Origin of the sequence: Rhizobium sp. IBUN, assembly GCF_000510625.1 — a bacterium.
GTDB classification, from domain to species: Bacteria; Pseudomonadota; Alphaproteobacteria; order Rhizobiales; family Rhizobiaceae; genus Rhizobium; species Rhizobium altiplani.
Genome location: NZ_AZNV01000017.1, coordinates 23,461 through 40,093 on the forward strand (window position 1 = coordinate 23,461; position 16,633 = coordinate 40,093).

Here is a 16,633-nt window from a genome sequence, read left to right on the forward strand (position 1 = left end):
GTTCTGGTCACGCTTTTTCCAATTCCGCTAATCCGTTCAAGCAGATGTGTTTGAATTGCAGACTGACTGGGCTATGTGTCGTCGCATGTTCAAGCTCGCACACATCTCCGATATCCATCTCGGCCCTCTCCCTCGCCTTTCGGTCCGCGAGCTCTTTTCCAAACGCATTACCGGCTTTGTGAACTGGCATCGCAACAGGAGCAAGCACCTTTTCGGTAGCACGCTCGATCTGCTGCTCGATGACATACGCGCGAAGCAAGCCGATCATTTGGCGGTTACCGGCGATCTCGTGAACCTCGCAAGCGGACTGGAGATCCGAGCCGCAGCCGCTTGGCTGAAAGAACTCGGTGATCCCGAAGACAATTCAGTCGTGCCGGGAAACCACGATGCCTACGTGCCCGGCGCCTACGAAAAGTCAGTGCGCGCATGGTACGACAATGTGCGCGGTGACCTCGCTCCAGCCGAATGGCAGGAAAATCGCCACGTCTTTCCCTATCTTCGCGTTCGCGGCAAGGTCGCGATCGTCGGCTGTTCGACGGCGGTCGCGACGCCCCCTTTCGCGGCCAGCGGCTTCTTCGGCGAGCGCCAGGCCCGCGATACGGTGAACATGCTGCGTGCCGCTGGCGAGGCCGGCTTGTTTCGCGTCGTGATGATCCACCATCCGCCGATCCGCGGCGCGACCTCCTTCCACAAGCGGATGATCGGCATCCGCCGCTTCGGCGCCGTGATCTCCACCGGCGGTGCAGAACTGGTGCTCCACGGCCATACCCATTTGAACACGCTGCACTGGCTGCGCGGCCAGACTGGTCCGGTTCCCGTCGTCGGTATCGCCTCTGCATCGCAGGGGCCCGGCGGGCTGAAACCCCGTGCCGGCTACAACCTCTTCTCGATCGATGGCGCACCGGGTGCTTGGGAGCTGACCGGGGAACGGTTCAGCATCAACTCCATGGGCGATGGTGTGTGCAGCGAAAGCGTCGATATTTTCAAGGCTTAGCGCCGTTTTTGGATTCATCTTCTTCGCCAAGCTGTTTCAGGAACTAAAGATGACGATATCTTGAATTTGGCAAAGCATCCGAGGTCTTGGCAATTGGCGATTGCCACGTAAACTTGTCCCCTCGGCAGCACCAATTCACGGAGTTATTGCATGCCCATCGCGTCGATCAGTCTTCGCAGTCTGGCTTTGGCCGGCTCGCTTGCCCTCGCAGTCTCCTCATCCGCCTTGGCCATCGGCGACGAAAGCGACGAAACCAAGCCGCCGCCAAAGACCGAAACGACGACAAAATGTGCCGGCGGCAAGGTTTGGGATGCGAAGCGCAAGGAATGCGTGGTCCCGAAGAAGAATTCGTTCAACGACGATGAACTCTACAAGGCTGCCCGCGAATTTGCCTATGCCGGTCAATACGACAACGCCCTGACGGTGCTTCAGCTTGCCAGGAACCAGAACGATCCGCGCATCCTGAACTATCTCGGCTATGCCAACCGCAAGGCGGGCAGAATGGAGCTGGGGATGTCGTATTACCGCAAGGCGCTGCAGGCGGACGACAATTATATTCTGGCACGGTCATATATGGGACAAGCTTTGGTGGAACAGGGTGACGTGCAGGGAGCGCGCGTCCAGCTCGTCGAGATCCGGGATCGGGGCGGCGAGCAGACCTGGGCCTATCGCTCGCTGCTGCAGGCACTGAATGGTTATCGTACATACTGACGTTGATCCGAGCCGAGCCTAATGAAGAAAAGCTTTGAGAACCCGTGGGATAGGCCGCCGGATGCTTGCGAAGCATCCGGTACTTGTTTCATAAAGGACACAGAAGCAATATAAATCGATCTGCTGCTGGGCGCTCTCGCCGATCGCCCAAGCATTACCTGGAAAGACTATGCGTCAACCCGTGACGACCATCGATATCAGACGCGACCTGGTGGGCCTTCTGCCCCGACTGCGGCGTTTCGCGATGACCCTTGCAGGTGACGCAGCGAGTGCGGACGAACTCGCACAAGTGGCGTGTGAGCGCGCCATCGCCAAGAGCGGACAATGGAATGGCGAAGGCCGCCTGGAAAGCTGGGTCTACGCCCTCGCCCGCCAACATTGGACGGACGAGCATCGGCGTCGGAAGCCGCACCCCGCTCCCAAGGGCAATGTCACCGATATCCGGGAAGCGAACCGCGATCGCACCTCGCTTGTCGATCCCGATGTCATCCACCGCATGATCGCCGACATGCCGGAAGGCACATCCAGCGCCTTTTTGCTGGTTGTTGTCGAAGGGCACAGCTATCAGCAGGCCGCCGACATCATGGGTGTCACCATCAACATCGTCGTATCCCAGCTTGCCGCGGCGAGACTGCATTTCGCCAGTGTCGCGGACAACTATCCTCACAGGTACTGAATTGCTCGATTTCAAGAAACTGCCGCTCGATGCTCAGCTAGCCGCCCTGCTGGATGGCGAGACGACGCCCGAACAGAAGCATGAGCTTGAGCAGCGCCTGGCCACCGACGAGGGTGCCAAGCGGCTCTACGACAAGCTGCGACACGGCGCCGACTTCGGAAAGCACCGCCTCGACGACGTTCTCAGGGAGCCGGTTCCCCTCGCCCTCGTGCGGTCGATCAAGAGCGCGCAGCCACCAAAGGCTCCGGTTGCACCGCGCGTTTCGCGGCCCTCCTTCAAACTTGCGCCGATCGGCCCACAGGCTCTTGCGGCTGCAATCGTCCTCCTCATTGCCGGCTGTGGCATCGGCTTCTTCGCCGCCGGCAGCATGAGCACCATGCAATCGCCTGCCGCGACAACGATGGAAGCCATTCCTGACTCCAACGAGTGGCTGACCGACGTCATCGCCAACCAGCGGCTTATCGCCCGCCAGCCCCGTCATATTTTCGAGGTTCCGTCGACCCAGGCAGAGGAAATTTCTACCTGGCTGACCTCAACGGTCGGCGTTGCGTTCCGTGTCCCTGACCTGTCGGAACAGGGCTGGACCTTCCAGGGTGCCCGCGTCTTCATCGGCGACAGCAGGCCGGTCGGCCAACTCGTCTACACCAGCTCCGATGGCGACCTGGCTTCCATCTGTTTCCGCAAGGACAACCTGCCTTCCGAGGCAGACGATTTCAAGGAAACGATCAAGGACGAGATCGGCGTCGTTTCCTGGCACAATGCCGGCACATCCTATGTGCTCGTTGGCCCGTCGTCGGAAGCCTCGCTTGGCCAGCTCGCCATGCAGGTCGCCACATCGATCTGAGCCTTTCAGGGTTGAATTGAAAAGCTATAGGACACCAGACCCACCTTCCCCGTTGCCATGCGGCTTTCGATCGCCCGATACGCCTCCGCTGCGCCGTGAAGCGGAAACTTGGCGCCCGGGTAAGAGCCTCAGCTCCCCGGAAGCGGCCAGTTCGAAGAGCGACTGGAGATCGGGAACAAGACCTGCTCCCAGCAACGGCAGAAGCGCAAAGCCTCTCAGCGACTGGTTCTTGTCGAGCATGCGGGCAATGTCCTCGGCTGTGGCTGCGAACCGGCCGCAAAGACAAGTTCGCCGCCATCCGCGAGAACCGCGAGCGACGCACGCGTCGTGTCGCCACCAATCGTGTCGTAAACAACGTCCGGGCGGAGGCCAGCTAGAGACGTTTCCCAGCCGGGGGCGCTATAGTCTATAGCCAGATTAGCCCCCATCTCCAGCGCCAGCGATCGCTTCGCTGAGCTCACTGCCGTCGCGATCACGCGCCGAGTACCGCGACGCCTGGCAAGCTGGGTCAGCAAGGAACCCACGCCACCTGCCACGGCATGAACAAGGACCGTTTTGCCCATCAGCGAGCTTTGCTGGACCATATGCAATGCTGTCAGTCCCTGCACCACCAGGGCAGTTGCGCCGGAAAAGGGGAGCCTTTCGGGTATAGGCACGGCATATCCTGCGTCGACCGCCACATATTCGGCGTATCCGCCTCCGCCACCGAGGGCAAAGAGCGGCACGGCAACTCGCGTCCCAAGCCGAGTGCCATCGATGCCTTCACCCACTTTCTCGACCACTCCGGCAACTTCGACGCCCGGCAGCATCGGCAACAGAGGCGTCACCGCGTAGCGGTCAGCGCGCATCAAGACGTCAAAGAAATTGACGCCTACGGCGTGAACCCTGACGAGCACTTCGCCGGCCTGCAGTCGGGCACCGGCAGCTCGACACAGGTCAAGACCTCGGGCGAACCGAAATGGTCGTAGCGGATGGCTTTCATAGCAAACCTCACGTTTGAATTGGCGTGAGATGCGCCTTAGCAATTTGGTGCTATACCCACCAGGAGGTGACCATGACCGCTCCGATCAAGAAGCTGCCCAGATTGCCTGTCGAGCGGGCGCTCAAGGTGATAGCCGGACGCTGGAAGCCCATCATCCTTTATTATCTCTTCGATGGCCCGAAGCGCCTGTCGGAGCTCAAGCGGATGTTGCCACAGATCACCCAAAAGGTGCTGATCCAGCAGCTGCGCGAGATGGAGAAGCATAGTCTGGTGACCCGGCAGATCTTCGCAGAGGTACCTGCACGCGTCGAACATTCGGCAACTGAGGTGGGTTTGGAGTTGGAACCGGTTCTGTTGGCGCTCTGCAAATGGGGTCAGAAACATGCCGAAGCACAGGACGAGGCAAACGATATCGCGGACTGTATCGTGCGGCCACGCAACCGGGCACGGCTGGCTGCCTGAGCCGGATAAAGTGCGCAGCAGAATACTCCGCTGCGCTGATTTCGTCAGGCCTTTCCCGCCCGCACCTCAAGCACGCGGTTCGCAGCCGAGACGATCGCCTCCAGCGACGCCCCGACAATGTTCGTGCTGATGCCGGCGCCAAAGAGCTTGCCGCCAGGATAGGACGTCTCGACGTAGGAGATCGCGGCAGCGTTCGAACCGTGCTGCAGCGAATGCTCCGAATAATCCTCGACCGACATCTCGATGCCGAGATAGTGCGAGAGCGCGTTGATAAAGCCGTCGACCGGGCCGTTGCCCCTGCCCTCGATATGCTTCGTCTCGCCGTTATCAGTGATTTCGGCGGCAACGATGCGTTGCCCCTTGCGCTCGGGATCGGCATAGGTGTGGTGGTCAACAAACTTGATGCGGCCTTGCGGCTGCGTCACGTAGCGCTCGACGAAACGGTCGTAGATCCGCTTCGACGGCAATTCCTTGCCTTCTTCATCGGTGATCCGCTGAATGTCTTCGCGGAATTCGACCTGCAGGTTACGCGGCAGATTGAGCCCGTAATCCTGCTGCAAGATATAGGCGATGCCACCCTTGCCGGACTGCGAGTTGATGCGAATGATCGCCTCGTAGGAGCGACCGACGTCCTGCGGATCGATTGGCAGGTAAGGCACTTCCCACACTGGATGGTTGGCGACCTTGATCGCCTTCATGCCCTTGTTGATCGCATCCTGGTGCGAGCCGGAGAAGGCTGTATAGACCAGTTCGCCGACATAGGGGTGGCGCTCGCCGATCGGCATCTGGTTCGAATATTCGAAGACTTCCTTCATCCGTACGATATCAGAGCAGTCGATCTCGGGGTCGACACCCTGCGTGAACATGTTCAGCGCCATGGTGACGACGTCGACGTTGCCGGTGCGCTCGCCATTGCCGAAGAGCGTGCCTTCAACGCGGTCGGCGCCCGCCAGCAGGGCCAGTTCGGCGGCGGCGATGCCGGTGCCGCGGTCGTTGTGCGGATGCAGCGAAATGATCAGGTTTTCGCGGTTGTCGAGATTGCGGCACATCCACTCGATCTGGTCGGCATAGACGTTCGGCGTCGCCATTTCGACGGTCGACGGCAGGTTGATGATCAGCTTGTTATCGGGCGTCGGCTTCATCACCTCGATAACGGCGTTGCAGATGTCCAGCGCCACGTCGAGCTCGGTGCCGGTGAAGCTCTCCGGCGAATATTCGAAACGATAGCCGCCGCCGGCCTTCGCCGCCATGTCGGAGATCATCTTTGCCGCATCGACGGCGATTTGCTTGATGCCGTGGACGTCCTTGCCGAACACCACGCGACGCTGCAATTCGCTGGTCGAGTTGTAAAAGTGAACGATCGGGCGGTTCGCGCCTTCCAGCGCCTCGAAGGTGCGGGTGATCAGCTCCGGACGGCACTGCACCAGCACCTGCAGCGAGACGTCGTCGGGCACATTGCCCTGCTCGACGCACCAGCGCGCGAAATCGAAGTCGGTCTGCGACGCGGACGGGAAACCGATCTCGATTTCCTTGAAGCCCATGTCGAGCAGCAGCTGGAACATGCGGGCCTTGCGGTCGTGGCCCATCGGATCGACCAGCGCCTGATTGCCGTCGCGCAGATCGACCGAACACCAAATCGGCGCCTTGGTCAGCGTCTTCGATGGCCACGTACGGTCAGGGATATTTACCTGCGGATAGGCGCGATACTTGATCGCCGCCTCGGGCATGCCTTTGGTTTGGGAGCGGGTGTTCGTGTCCATGTCTTCTCTTCCTCTTCCCGTCATCTGGCCAGCCGCGTCATAGCGTATCGGGTCTGGCTTGGCGATGACGAATCCGATGCGAAAGCATCCGGCTGATCAGTTTTCGGGATTGGTCACGAGGAGCGATGGCCTGGGCGGGCTTTCGGCCGCCGGGCGCTCCTCAACGGACCCGGCAACCGCGCGTAAGGCCGAGGAGAAGAAGCGAGGTAAGGGCACGCGTGTTGTCACGGAGCGCGATGCGCCCGCGAGCAACCTGCTCAGAAATCGTGATGCCCGTGTTCTTCATGGTCGCGCTTATAGCCGGGGTACAAAAAACTGGCAATCCCTCCGTCTATTTTTTCGCCGCTTGCACGATACGTGACAGGGCCAGCATCAGCCCTCCGGCGAGCAATCCCCAGAATGCGCCCGAGATTCCTCCGAAGGAAACGCCCGATGCCGTCACCAGAAACGTGATGGCTGCCGCCTCCCGCGAGTCTTGTGCCTGGAAGGCCGACATGGCGGAACTGGAAAACGCCCCGACCAGTGCGAGACCGGCCACTGCCTGGATCAGGATCGGCGGCGCCAAGGCAACGAACGTCGTCACCGCGCCTGCCAGCAGGCCGAGAATAACGTAGGAGATGCCTGAGACGAGGACAGCCCAATAGCGTCGCGCGGGATCGGGGTGCGCGTCCTGGCCGGCGCACATCGCGGCGGTAATCGCCGCGAGATTCACCGCATGGCCGCCGAATGGCGCCGAGACTATCGAGAACAGTCCGGTCACGGAAAAAAGCGGCCCGGGCTTCGGCGTGTAGCCGCTCACCTTCAAGACGGCGATGCCGGGAATGTTCTGCGACGCCATGGTGACGATGAAAAGCGGCAGGGCGATGGAGATGAAAGCCGGCAAGTTGAAGACGGGCATAACGAACTCTCTGGGCGGCCGCAGCGCTTGTTCGATCGAGCCGAGCGCTCCATCGGGAATCTCCACGCCAAAGGCAACCACCAGCACAAAGGCTGCGAGCGCCGCAGGCACTGCCCAGAGCCGCTTGAACGCGCCGACGACAATCCACGCCAGCGCTATCGGCAAGCCTAGCAACGCATTGAAACTGATCGCCCTGACCGGGGCAAAACACAAGCCGATCAGAACGCCAGCGAGCATTGCATTGGCCAGAGGCGCCGGAATGGCGGCCACCGCCCGGCCGAGCGGCTTGAACAGGCCGGCGATGACGATCAGCACCGCGCAAATCAGAAACGCACCGACCGCCGCATTGAACCCACCCTCAACCACACCGGTACTTGCAAGAAGCGCCCCACCCGGCGTCGACCAAGCAATGCTGATGGGCAGCCGCGTCACGCTGCTGAGCAAGATCGCACAGAGCCCCAGCGCGATCGACAGCGCCATAAGACCCGACGCCGCCTGCGCATCCGTCGCGCCGACACTCTGCAGGCCGTGCAGGACAACGGCAAACGAACTGGCAAATCCCACGAAGGTGGTGAGGATGCCCATGAACAGGGCCTGGATGGAAAAATCTTTGAGCATCGCGGGACTCGAGCAGCGGAAAGTCCGCATGGAGCACGAGGGAACGCGGCGAGGCAAGGGCAGAAAGAGCCGATATGGTTCTGCTTCCTGCTAGCCCGCTGTCTGGCGGGCCCGATGGCCAACAGAGCTCGCTCAGACCAGCCACATCAAAGGGTCACGACGCATCAGACGACAAAAAAGCGCCCTCGCCCGCTGTCTGGCAGGCAAGGGCGCTTCTCATAGCTCAAAATCAGATCTCGGCCTGCGACGTGATGATGCGCGAGACGAGGCCGTAAGCCTTCGCTTCTTCAGCAGACAGCCAATAGTCGCGGTCGGTGTCGGCAGCGATCTTCTCGTAGGGTTGGCCGGTGGCTTCAGCCATGATCTTGTTCAGGCGCTCGTTCATCTTGATGATTTCACGAGCCTGGATCTCGATATCGGAAGCCATGCCGCGCGTGCCGCCGGACGGTTGGTGCAGCAGGAAGCGCGTGTTCGGCAGGCAAAGGCGCTGTTCCTTCGGAGCCGCGACATAGATCAGCGCGCCGGCGGATGCGACCCAGCCGGTTCCGATCATCCAGACTTTCGGCTTGATGAACTTGATCATGTCATGGATCGAATCGCCGGATTCGACATGACCGCCGGGCGAGTTGACGTAGATGCGAATATCGTCGTCATTGGCCGCGGCAAGCGCGACGAGCTGCGTGCAGACCTTCTGCGCGAGTTCCTGCGTAATCGGCCCGTAGATGAAGATCGAACGCGACTTAAAAAGGTTCGCCTCCGTTTCCTTGCCGAGCGGCAGTTCCTTCGTCTTGTCGTCCTGTTCTTCTTCTTCGTACATTCGAACCTCTCTTACGTCCAATTCGGTTCACCGCACATAGTGCGACTCCATGCGTAAAACAATGCGGGAAAAAGACAAGCCACGGAACGGGTGAAGATATGGTTAGGCAGCCGGGCCGGGTTACGGCGATGTAACTTAGCGCGGCTTTGAAAAGTCCGAATCGGTTCCTACGTCATCCCTAGGCGCAAATCGCCAGCAACAAAGGAGACCGGCCATGTCACCTGAAGAACGCCAATTGCTGACCGCCCTTTTCGAGCGCGTCCGCACCGCATCGGCAACGCCGCGTGACCATGACGCCGAAGCGCTGATCGATCAGGGAACGCGCGAGCAGCCTTATGCCACCTATTATCTTGCGCAAGCCGTGATCGTGCAAGAGAAGGGCCTCGAAGCGGCAGCCAACCACATCAAGCAGTTGGAGGAGCGCATTCGTCTGCTCGAGGCCGACCAAAGCGAATACCACAAGGCCGAACAGGGTGGCGGCTTCCTTAGCTCGATCTTCGGCAGCAGCCAGGCACCGCAGCAGCCGGCGGCGCCTCCGCCCTCCTCCGGTCCGTGGGGAAGCGCCCCGCGTCAGCAGATCCAGCAGGAGCGCGGCTTCGACACGTCACCTCGAGCCGTGCCGCAGCAGCCGACCGGTCCCTGGAGCTCACAGGCGGCGGCACCTTCCGCGGGCGGCAGCTTCCTGCAGGGCGCGCTCGGCACGGCGGCTGGCGTTGCGGGCGGCATGTTGCTTGCCAATTCGCTGAGCGGGATCTTCGGGAGCCACATGTCGTCGCTTGGCTGGGGTAGCCCGCTTGCCGGCAACAATCCCTTCGGCAACGCGCCGACTGAAGAGACTGTCATCAACAACTATTTCAACAGCGACGGCGACAAGCAGCAGGCATCGAATGATACCGGCAACGCACAACAGGTCGTCGACGATAATGACAACGATAACGACGATGCCAGTCTGCAGCAGGCCGCTTACGACGACAGCGACGACGATCAATCCGACAATGACGACAGCTTCGACGTCTGATCCGAGATCCGGCATCCGCCTAATCGGCCATTGGCCCCGAGTTTCCGTGGGCATGGCACCGCATCGATTGATAAGCCCCCGCCGGGCGGATAAGGTCCGCCGACATTGTCGAGCAGGCGGGCATCAGTGAAGATCCTTATCATCAGTCGGAAGGCCGAGGAGAAGAGACGACAGTTCCAGACGCAGCAGATGCGCAGACTTGGCCTCGATTTCAAGTTCCTGGATGCGTTCGAAGCCCGCGACCTTTCTGCAGAAGATTGCCAGAAGGCAGCAAACAGCTGGCCGAGCCCGACGCTGCGCGAAGACGTTGCCTGTTTCACCTCGCACAGGATCGCCTGGCAGATCATCATCGACCGCAACGAGCAGACGTTGATCCTCGAAGACGATGCGGTGCTTGCCGAAAGCTTTGCCGATGTACTCGCCAGCATTGAAGCGCGCGCCGAGGACGGCGACTGCGCCTACGATCTCGAATTCGCGCCGCGCCCGCATATCCTGGCAAGGACGCCCGTCTGGACCGACGGCATCTACAGGGCAACACGGGTGTTCCAGAACCGTGTCGGGACAGCAGGCTACGTCATCGGCCCGCGCGCGGCAAAACGGATGCTCGAGGATACCAAGATTTACGGCCTCCTCGATGCCTATATGTGGCATCGCGCTTGGCTGAAGGCCTACCAGATCGAACCGGCGCCGGTCATCCAGATGCAGTTCCTGGACGGCAGCGCCGACAAGACGGCTTTCGTACGCAGGTCGATCGACCGCGCCTTCACCCCCCGGAGCAAGCTGCGCAAGAACCTAATGCGGCTCTGCCTCGAGGGCATCAAGACGAGAAACCTGATCCGGGGCTGGCTCGGCGGCGTGAAGCGCCCGCTGCGGATGGATCGCGCAAGCTTCCCGCTCGATCCCACCAAATCAGGCGACTGATACGACGGCGATACGAGACGATCGCCACCGACTCTTTTCAAATCATCAGCCGCGGCCGCGATAGGTTGCGACACCCTGGTCGGGCAGCCACACGCCCTCCGGCGGCTTGCCGGTCTGCCAGAAGACGTCGATCGGAATACCACCGCGCGGATACCAGTAGGCGCCAATTCGAAGCCACTTCGGGTCGAGCAATTCGACAAGCCGCTTGGCGATATAGACCGAGCAATCCTCGTGGAATGCACCATGGTTGCGGAAAGCATGCAGGAAGAGCTTCAGCGACTTCGATTCCACCAGCCATTCGTTCGGGATGTAATCGATCACGATGTGGGCGAAATCGGGCTGGCCCGTCATCGGGCAGAGCGACGTGAATTCCGGTGCTGTGAAGCGGACGACATAGTCGGTGCTGGCATGACTCGACGGCACCTTCTCAAGAACGGCCTCTTCGGGTGATTTCGGAGATTCCGTCTGGCTACCCAGCATGGACAGGTTGGATACGTCTGTTGTGGGCATTCAAGCCTCCTTGATGACTTTGACGCGGATGCCATGAGCCTTTTCGCCCTCCGGCTCCACGTGAATGGCGATGCTGGAGCCCCGATGCGCTGCACGGATGGCATCTTCAAGGCGATCGCAGATATCGTGCGCCTGCCTTACAGACATGGCTGCCGGCACGACAAGATGAAAATCGACAAAGGTGACCGCGCCCGCGCGGCGCGTCTTCAGATCGTGCACGCCGATCGAGCCGGCGGCATGGGTGGCAATCGCCTGCTTGATCGCCTCCTCCTCCTCGGATGTGACAGCCTGATCCATCAGGCCACCGATCGAATTCGAGATCACCTTCCAGCCCTGATAAAGAATGTTGACGGCAACCAGAATGGCAAGCACAGGGTCGAAGATTGCATAGCCGGTGGCCAGCGCCAGAAGCAGGCCGATAAGAACGCCGACCGAAGTGAAGACGTCAGACATGATATGCTGGCCATCCGCCGTCAGCGCTGCCGAGCGATACTTGTGCCCGGTTCTGATCAGGATCTGCGCCCAGACGGCATTGATCACGCCGGCGACGAAGTTGATCGCAAGACCGAGCGCCGGCGCATCCAGCATCTGGGGATCGAAGAGATGCCCAATCGCCTCGTTGACGATCAAGAGCGCCGCCACGACGATCAACGCGCCCTCGGTTACGGCCGAAAGATATTCCGCTTTATGATGACCGAACGGATGATCGTGGTCGGCCGGTTTCTGCGCATAGCGGATGACGAAGAAGGCGATGAAGGCGGCAACGACGTTGACCGTCGATTCCAGCCCGTCCGACAGCAATGCCACCGAACCGGTTATCCACCATGCAAGCATCTTCAGGCCCATCACGCCGAACGACATCGGGATGCCCCAGAGCGCCAACCGCCGAACCGTAAGATTGCCCTTCTCGTCCATCTTCATCCCCTGCGCAGACATCGGTGCGGATGCGAATGAATTGCAGAAACCAACCTATCCAAACGCAAAACCGCCCGCGCGAAAATCGCACAGGCGGCCAATGGGGTTCATATGGGCGAAGCCGTACCGTTTGTCAAAGGTCAAGGTCACAAAACCAGGCCCTCTACAAGACGCTCGGCTTCGAAAAAGCGCCTGGAGCCGAACCTTAGGGTCGTCAAGCGTCGAGACTGACCGACGCTTGACGCCGTCTCATCATCCGGCCGGACAGGCGGCTCCCGTGTCGACCCAGGCCTTGATCAACTCACCGAACTCCGCCTGGGTGCCCGGCGCGGGCTCGCGGCCCTCCCCGGGGTTCCAGCCCCAGCCGACGAGGCTGTCATGGGACATGTGCTCGACGATCTTGCTCAGATCCCTGCCGCCGTTGCGGGCCGGGTCCTTGAGCTGCTGACAGATTTCGCCGAGCGACTTGCCCACCCACGCCATTTCGATCGGCGCCAGATGCCAGGCCGGATTGCCGGGAATGCTCTTCAACGTCGGCGATTGCCCCACGACAGTGGCATTGTCCGCGCCGTGACAGGTATTGCACATCATGCCGGGCACACCCATTCCGCCATCGCCGCGGGTCACCGGCGGCTGATGCGGATGCATCGCCATCGTCTGCAGCGGCCTGTCGCCCGCCGGATGGCAGTTCAGACATCGGGGATGCTCGATCACTTTGCTTGCCTCTTCGAAGAGAGCGACCGAGCGCGCCTTCTGATCGGCGATCGACGAAAAGGATGCCGCGGGCTTGAGTGTCGACATGTCGGACGCGGGCGCCGTCTGCGCCAGCGCCATGAACGAGGCGGGCAAAGCCGCAAGAAGAGAGAGGCCGCCTGCTGCGCAGGCGAGTGCTAGTCTGCTTTTCATCTCCGCCTCCCTCAGCTCGTCGCCACGGCAACGATCGGAAGGCTGCGAACCGGCGCACCGGTCAGTCGCCGCCAGGCATTCGCCGTCGCGGGTCCGACGGGCGGTACGCCTGGCTCCCCGACACCCGTAGGCGGCGCATCGGATTTGATAACGGCGACCTCGACATCCGGCATCTCATTGATCCGGATCGACCGATAGTCGTGGAAGTTCGACTGCATGATCGCGCCGCCCTCCCCAAGCGTCACGGCATCGAACAGCACCGCGCCGAGACCATAGCCGATGCCGCCTTCCATTTGTGCCTTGATGACGTTCGGGTTGATCGCCACGCCGCAATCGACCGCACACCAGACCTTGTGGACACGAGGCACGCCATCGGTCCCAGCCGAGACTTCGACCACCTGGCCGACATAGGTGTTGAAGCTCTTGACCACCGCCACGCCGCGCTCTCTGCCTTCGGGGACCTTCCCTCCCCAATCGGCAAGCTCGGCGGCCTTGTTCAACACGCCCGCGTAACGCGGGTCCTCCTTCAACTGCTGGAGCCGCCCCAGAACCGGATCCTTGCCAGCCATCTGGAACAGTTCGTCGAGGAAAGTCTCGACCGCAAATCCGGTATGCGTATGCCCGACCGACCGCCACCACAACGGCGGGATCGACAGGTTCACATTATGCGACACCACTCGCAGGTTCGGCACGTCGTAGGGCAGGTCCGAGGCCCCTTCGACCGAAGTGCTGTCGAGATCCGCCTTGGCCAAGATCGATTGGCCGACGATCGCCTGATCCCAGGCGACGATGCGGCCATCCGCATCGATGGCGCCGCGCATCTTGTGAAGATACATCGGGCGGTAATAGCCGCCGCGAATATCGTCCTCGCGCGTCCACATGTGCTTGACCGGACGCGACTGGTCGGTCGCCGCAAAGACTGCCGCCGCCTCCTGCATATAGGGCGAACCAAACTGCGCCTTGCGCCCGAAGCTGCCGCCGGTGATCTGGGTATTCAGCCGGACCTTCGACGGATCAAGCCCGACGATCTTCGCCGCCGTCGCCTTGTCCATTCCGGGAAACTGCGCACCATTATAGACGTCGAGACTTCCATCCGCCGCCTTGATGAAGACCGCGTCGAGAGGCTCCATCGGGGCATGGGCAAGGAACGGAAAGATGATCTGGGCCTCCAGTATCTTCAGATTTGCATCGCCGAAGGCTTTTTCGACGTCGCCTTTGTCAGATGCCACGATGCCCTTTTCGCTCAGCGCCTTGGCGTAGTCGGCAGAGAGTTGGTTGCTGGAGCGCGTTTCCGCCTTCGACAGATCCCACTCGACCTTCAGCGCTGACCGGCCCTTCAGTGCGGCAAAGGTATTGTCGGCATAGACGGCAACTCCCTGCGGCAGCTGCTTGACATCGACCACGCCTTTTACCTTGCGGGCTTCACTGTCGTCGAAGGATTTGACCGCAGCTCCGAAATGATCCGGGTGAGCCACCACCGCGACAAGAAGATTGTCGGGCACGATGTCCAGCGTATAGATCGCCTGGCCATTGGTCTTGGAGAACGTGTCGAGTTTCGGCAATTCCTGACCGATAAGCGTGAAGTTCGCGGGGTTCTTGAGATTGACGTTAGACGGCGGCTTGATGCCCGCGGCTTGCGTTGCCAGCGCACCGAAGCCGCTCTCCTTGCCCGAACCGGCATGCTTGACGCGGCCCTTTTCGACCGTGATTTCGCTAGCCGGCACGTTCCATTCATTGGCGGCTGCCGCAACCAGCATGGCCCGTGCCGTTGCGCCCGCCTTGCGGAACTGCTCGTAGGAATTGGCGATGGATGACGAACCCCCGGTGCCCTGCAAGCCAAAGGCGAGGTTGGCATAGACCTTGTCGTCGGCGGGCGAATGCACGGCGCGCATCTGCCCCCAATCGGCATCCAACTCTTCGGCCACCAGCGTCGCGAGGCCAGTGAACGGCCCCTGCCCGAACTCGATATGCTTGGAAAGGATCGTCACCATATCGTCGGTGCCGATCCTGACGAAGGTGTTCAGCGTCACCAGCGAATCCGGGCCACCGGCCTGCACACCGCTTTCGGCGGCGAAGGCGGATACCTTCGGCATCAGCGCAAAGCCGATCACCAATCCACCCGTGCCCGCAAGAAAGGCGCGGCGCGTTGTTGAAATTTCCTGGATCGTCATGGCTCAACCCTCCATCGAAGCAGCGGCGTTGTGAATGGCCGCGCGTATCCGGTGGTAGGTGGCGCATCGACAGATATTCCCGGCCATGGCACCGTCGATATCCTCGTCGGTCGGCTTGGGAATGTTCTGCAGCAACGAGACGGCCGACATGATCTGGCCCGACTGACAGTAGCCGCATTGCGGCACGTCGATCGCGATCCAGGCGGTTTTCACAGCCTCCGCTTCCTTGCCTTCGACCCCTTCGATCGTAATGATCTCGGAGCCCTCAGCTGTCGAAATCGGGGTAATGCAGGAGCGACGCGTAAAGCCGTCCATGTGCACAGTGCAGGCGCCGCATTGGGCGACGCCGCAACCGTATTTCGTGCCTGTCAACCTTTCAAAATCGCGGATAACCCATAGCAGCGGCGTATCCGGATCGCCGTCAAAAGTTCTTTTCTGTCCATTGAGCGTGAACGTAATCATGGTCGAGCCTCGGGATTGGCTGGACCCATTGCGGCCCCAGCGAGCGTCGCAGCATTTTTCACAACGGGTAAGCTAGGGCGATTGGAACGCCGCGACCACGGGCCTCCGATAAAGGTTGCGTTACTGGAGGTCCGGCCTATCGACCGCCGCACGTAGCTAAGCCGGCGTTCAATTGCGCGGTCCTGTAGCCAACAATCTTGGGGCTGCGTGCGCACAAGTGCTATGCCGGCGACCACTGCTCATTCCGGATGGCGTCAGAAATTCTCCGCCGGGTCAACGATACCTGTACTACCGCCTTCAGCAGCGATGCTGACGGATTGCGGCCAGCGGAGGAGCGCCGCTTCGCCCACTGCCGTCAGGGCATAGACGCCCTTGTCTCGCCGTTCGAACCAACCGTAGACATTGCCGAGCAGGATCTTCCCCGCGTCCGGCGCCAGCGTCTTCATGTCGCGCGGTCGCACCAAACCCTGCTGGAGTGCTGCAGCGCAGATCAGCGCACGCTGGCGATAGGCCGTCATGACAGGCGCACGCGTACTGCCGCCGACGGCGGGATCGCCGCGCCGGCGCTGATGTTCCCTGACCAGCCGCGACCGGCGTTTCGGATTTGTGCGCGGCATCGGCGAAACCGAGCTGACGATGACACTGACGTCGCCGCCGTCGGACACGCCGAGCATGCCGATCCCGAGGCGGCGGCAAAGATCGCGGTAGCGCTTGTCAGCCTCGCGCCCGCGTCCCTTGGCGGACACGCGGGCAGCGATCCACACCTCGTCGCTCATGGCGGCGCGATCGACCGCCTGCAGGACGAGCTCGAGGTTGAAGCTGAGCTTCAACTCGCACACCACCACGACAGGCGGCTCGCCCTCGGTCAAGCCGACGAGATCGCATCCGCCGATCTCGCCTTTGACGACATAGCCTGCCGCCTCCAGAAAGCCTTTGACCGGCAGATAGAGCGAGGTTTCCATCGAGAG

Annotated in this window: 16 protein-coding genes and 1 pseudogene; 7 read left to right on the forward strand and 10 right to left on the reverse strand. The window is 61.2% G+C overall.

What is annotated here, in order from left to right; genetic code table 11:
* The first annotated feature begins 55 nt into the window (after positions 1–55).
* The 4 genes from RHIBUN_RS0116755 (at position 56) to RHIBUN_RS0116770 (ending at position 3,225) form a co-directional block, all read left to right on the forward strand.
* A complete protein-coding gene (locus RHIBUN_RS0116755) occupies positions 56–994 on the forward strand; it encodes a metallophosphoesterase (RefSeq protein WP_100248171.1) in 939 nt (312 codons plus the stop codon).
* Positions 995–1,144: 150 nt separating this feature from the next.
* Positions 1,145–1,705 carry a hypothetical protein gene (locus RHIBUN_RS0116760; RefSeq protein ID WP_025660403.1) on the forward strand — a complete coding sequence of 187 codons (561 nt, stop codon included), beginning with the start codon at positions 1,145–1,147 and terminating at the stop codon, positions 1,703–1,705.
* Between the two features lie 169 nt (positions 1,706–1,874).
* Positions 1,875–2,381, forward strand: coding sequence for an RNA polymerase sigma factor (locus tag RHIBUN_RS0116765; protein ID WP_025660404.1), 507 nt, complete (start codon positions 1,875–1,877; stop codon positions 2,379–2,381).
* 1 nt (position 2,382) lies between these two features.
* Positions 2,383–3,225 carry an anti-sigma factor gene (locus tag RHIBUN_RS0116770; protein WP_018857592.1) on the forward strand — a complete coding sequence of 281 codons (843 nt, stop codon included), beginning with the start codon at positions 2,383–2,385 and terminating at the stop codon, positions 3,223–3,225.
* A gap of 5 nt (positions 3,226–3,230) precedes the next feature.
* On the opposite strand, the pseudogene RHIBUN_RS33535 reads toward RHIBUN_RS0116770, so the two are convergent.
* Positions 3,231–4,207, reverse strand: a pseudogene (locus tag RHIBUN_RS33535) (zinc-binding dehydrogenase).
* 72 nt (positions 4,208–4,279) lie between these two features.
* Here RHIBUN_RS33535 and RHIBUN_RS0116780 point away from each other — a divergent pair.
* On the forward strand, positions 4,280–4,669 hold the full coding sequence (locus RHIBUN_RS0116780) for a helix-turn-helix domain-containing protein (protein ID WP_025660405.1): 390 nt from the start codon (positions 4,280–4,282) through the stop codon (positions 4,667–4,669).
* A 44-nt stretch (positions 4,670–4,713) separates the two neighbouring features.
* Here the strand turns inward: RHIBUN_RS0116780 and leuA are convergent, their stop codons facing one another.
* The 3 genes from leuA to RHIBUN_RS0116795 all read right to left on the reverse strand — a co-directional run bounded on the left by leuA (position 4,714) and on the right by RHIBUN_RS0116795 (position 8,762).
* Positions 4,714–6,429: a 2-isopropylmalate synthase gene (gene leuA / locus RHIBUN_RS0116785; protein WP_025660406.1), complete on the reverse strand. Its 1,716-nt coding sequence runs from the start codon at positions 6,427–6,429 to the stop codon at positions 4,714–4,716.
* Positions 6,430–6,760: 331 nt separating this feature from the next.
* Positions 6,761–7,945 carry a benzoate/H(+) symporter BenE family transporter gene (locus RHIBUN_RS0116790; RefSeq protein ID WP_025660407.1) on the reverse strand — a complete coding sequence of 395 codons (1,185 nt, stop codon included), beginning with the start codon at positions 7,943–7,945 and terminating at the stop codon, positions 6,761–6,763.
* A 229-nt stretch (positions 7,946–8,174) separates the two neighbouring features.
* Positions 8,175–8,762 (reverse strand): ATP-dependent Clp protease proteolytic subunit, encoded by a 588-nt coding sequence (locus RHIBUN_RS0116795; RefSeq protein ID WP_018857588.1) that lies wholly within the window; start codon positions 8,760–8,762, stop codon positions 8,175–8,177.
* Positions 8,763–8,976: 214 nt separating this feature from the next.
* Here RHIBUN_RS0116795 and RHIBUN_RS0116800 point away from each other — a divergent pair, with 214 nt between their 5' ends.
* Both RHIBUN_RS0116800 and RHIBUN_RS0116805 read left to right on the forward strand, forming a co-directional pair.
* Complete coding sequence (locus RHIBUN_RS0116800; RefSeq protein WP_025660408.1) at positions 8,977–9,780, forward strand: DUF2076 domain-containing protein; 804 nt, start codon at positions 8,977–8,979, stop codon at positions 9,778–9,780.
* 126 nt (positions 9,781–9,906) lie between these two features.
* Positions 9,907–10,701: a glycosyltransferase family 25 protein gene (locus tag RHIBUN_RS0116805; protein WP_025660409.1), complete on the forward strand. Its 795-nt coding sequence runs from the start codon at positions 9,907–9,909 to the stop codon at positions 10,699–10,701.
* 45 nt (positions 10,702–10,746) lie between these two features.
* On the opposite strand, the gene queF is transcribed toward RHIBUN_RS0116805, so the two are convergent.
* The 6 genes from queF to RHIBUN_RS0116835 form a co-directional block, all read right to left on the reverse strand.
* A complete protein-coding gene (queF, locus tag RHIBUN_RS0116810) occupies positions 10,747–11,211 on the reverse strand; it encodes a preQ(1) synthase (protein WP_025660410.1) in 465 nt (154 codons plus the stop codon).
* Positions 11,212–12,126 (reverse strand): CDF family cation efflux transporter EmfA, encoded by a 915-nt coding sequence (gene emfA / locus RHIBUN_RS0116815; protein ID WP_025660411.1) that lies wholly within the window; start codon positions 12,124–12,126, stop codon positions 11,212–11,214.
* 252 nt (positions 12,127–12,378) lie between these two features.
* The gene (locus RHIBUN_RS0116820; protein WP_025660412.1) at positions 12,379–13,032 is read right to left on the reverse strand and encodes a hypothetical protein; all 654 of its coding nucleotides are present in this window, start codon (positions 13,030–13,032) and stop codon (positions 12,379–12,381) included.
* A gap of 11 nt (positions 13,033–13,043) precedes the next feature.
* Positions 13,044–15,203 (reverse strand): xanthine dehydrogenase family protein molybdopterin-binding subunit, encoded by a 2,160-nt coding sequence (locus RHIBUN_RS0116825; RefSeq protein WP_025660413.1) that lies wholly within the window; start codon positions 15,201–15,203, stop codon positions 13,044–13,046.
* A gap of 3 nt (positions 15,204–15,206) precedes the next feature.
* Entirely contained in the window at positions 15,207–15,665 is a 459-nt protein-coding gene (locus RHIBUN_RS0116830; protein WP_025660414.1) for a (2Fe-2S)-binding protein, read from the reverse strand.
* A gap of 254 nt (positions 15,666–15,919) precedes the next feature.
* On the reverse strand, positions 15,920–16,627 hold the full coding sequence (locus tag RHIBUN_RS0116835) for a DUF2161 family putative PD-(D/E)XK-type phosphodiesterase (RefSeq protein ID WP_018857580.1): 708 nt from the start codon (positions 16,625–16,627) through the stop codon (positions 15,920–15,922).
* Positions 16,628–16,633 lie beyond the last annotated feature (6 nt).

Excerpts from the sequence above, each read along its gene's own strand:
- emfA (WP_025660411.1), bottom strand. The coding sequence starts at position 12,126 with ATGGACGAGAAGGGCAATCTTACGGTTCGGCGGTTGGCGCTCTGGGGC.
- RHIBUN_RS0116760 (WP_025660403.1), top strand. The coding sequence starts at position 1,145 with ATGCCCATCGCGTCGATCAGTCTTCGCAGTCTGGCTTTGGCCGGCTCG.
- RHIBUN_RS0116800 (WP_025660408.1), top strand. The coding sequence starts at position 8,977 with ATGTCACCTGAAGAACGCCAATTGCTGACCGCCCTTTTCGAGCGCGTC.
- RHIBUN_RS0116830 (WP_025660414.1), bottom strand. The coding sequence starts at position 15,665 with ATGATTACGTTCACGCTCAATGGACAGAAAAGAACTTTTGACGGCGAT.
- RHIBUN_RS0116780 (WP_025660405.1), top strand. The coding sequence starts at position 4,280 with ATGACCGCTCCGATCAAGAAGCTGCCCAGATTGCCTGTCGAGCGGGCG.
- RHIBUN_RS0116790 (WP_025660407.1), bottom strand. The coding sequence starts at position 7,945 with ATGCTCAAAGATTTTTCCATCCAGGCCCTGTTCATGGGCATCCTCACC.
- RHIBUN_RS0116795 (WP_018857588.1), bottom strand. The coding sequence starts at position 8,762 with ATGTACGAAGAAGAAGAACAGGACGACAAGACGAAGGAACTGCCGCTC.
- RHIBUN_RS0116825 (WP_025660413.1), bottom strand. The coding sequence starts at position 15,203 with ATGACGATCCAGGAAATTTCAACAACGCGCCGCGCCTTTCTTGCGGGC.
- queF (WP_025660410.1), bottom strand. The coding sequence starts at position 11,211 with ATGCCCACAACAGACGTATCCAACCTGTCCATGCTGGGTAGCCAGACG.
- RHIBUN_RS0116765 (WP_025660404.1), top strand. The coding sequence starts at position 1,875 with ATGCGTCAACCCGTGACGACCATCGATATCAGACGCGACCTGGTGGGC.
- leuA (WP_025660406.1), bottom strand. The coding sequence starts at position 6,429 with ATGGACACGAACACCCGCTCCCAAACCAAAGGCATGCCCGAGGCGGCG.
- RHIBUN_RS0116835 (WP_018857580.1), bottom strand. The coding sequence starts at position 16,627 with ATGGAAACCTCGCTCTATCTGCCGGTCAAAGGCTTTCTGGAGGCGGCA.
- RHIBUN_RS0116820 (WP_025660412.1), bottom strand. The coding sequence starts at position 13,032 with ATGAAAAGCAGACTAGCACTCGCCTGCGCAGCAGGCGGCCTCTCTCTT.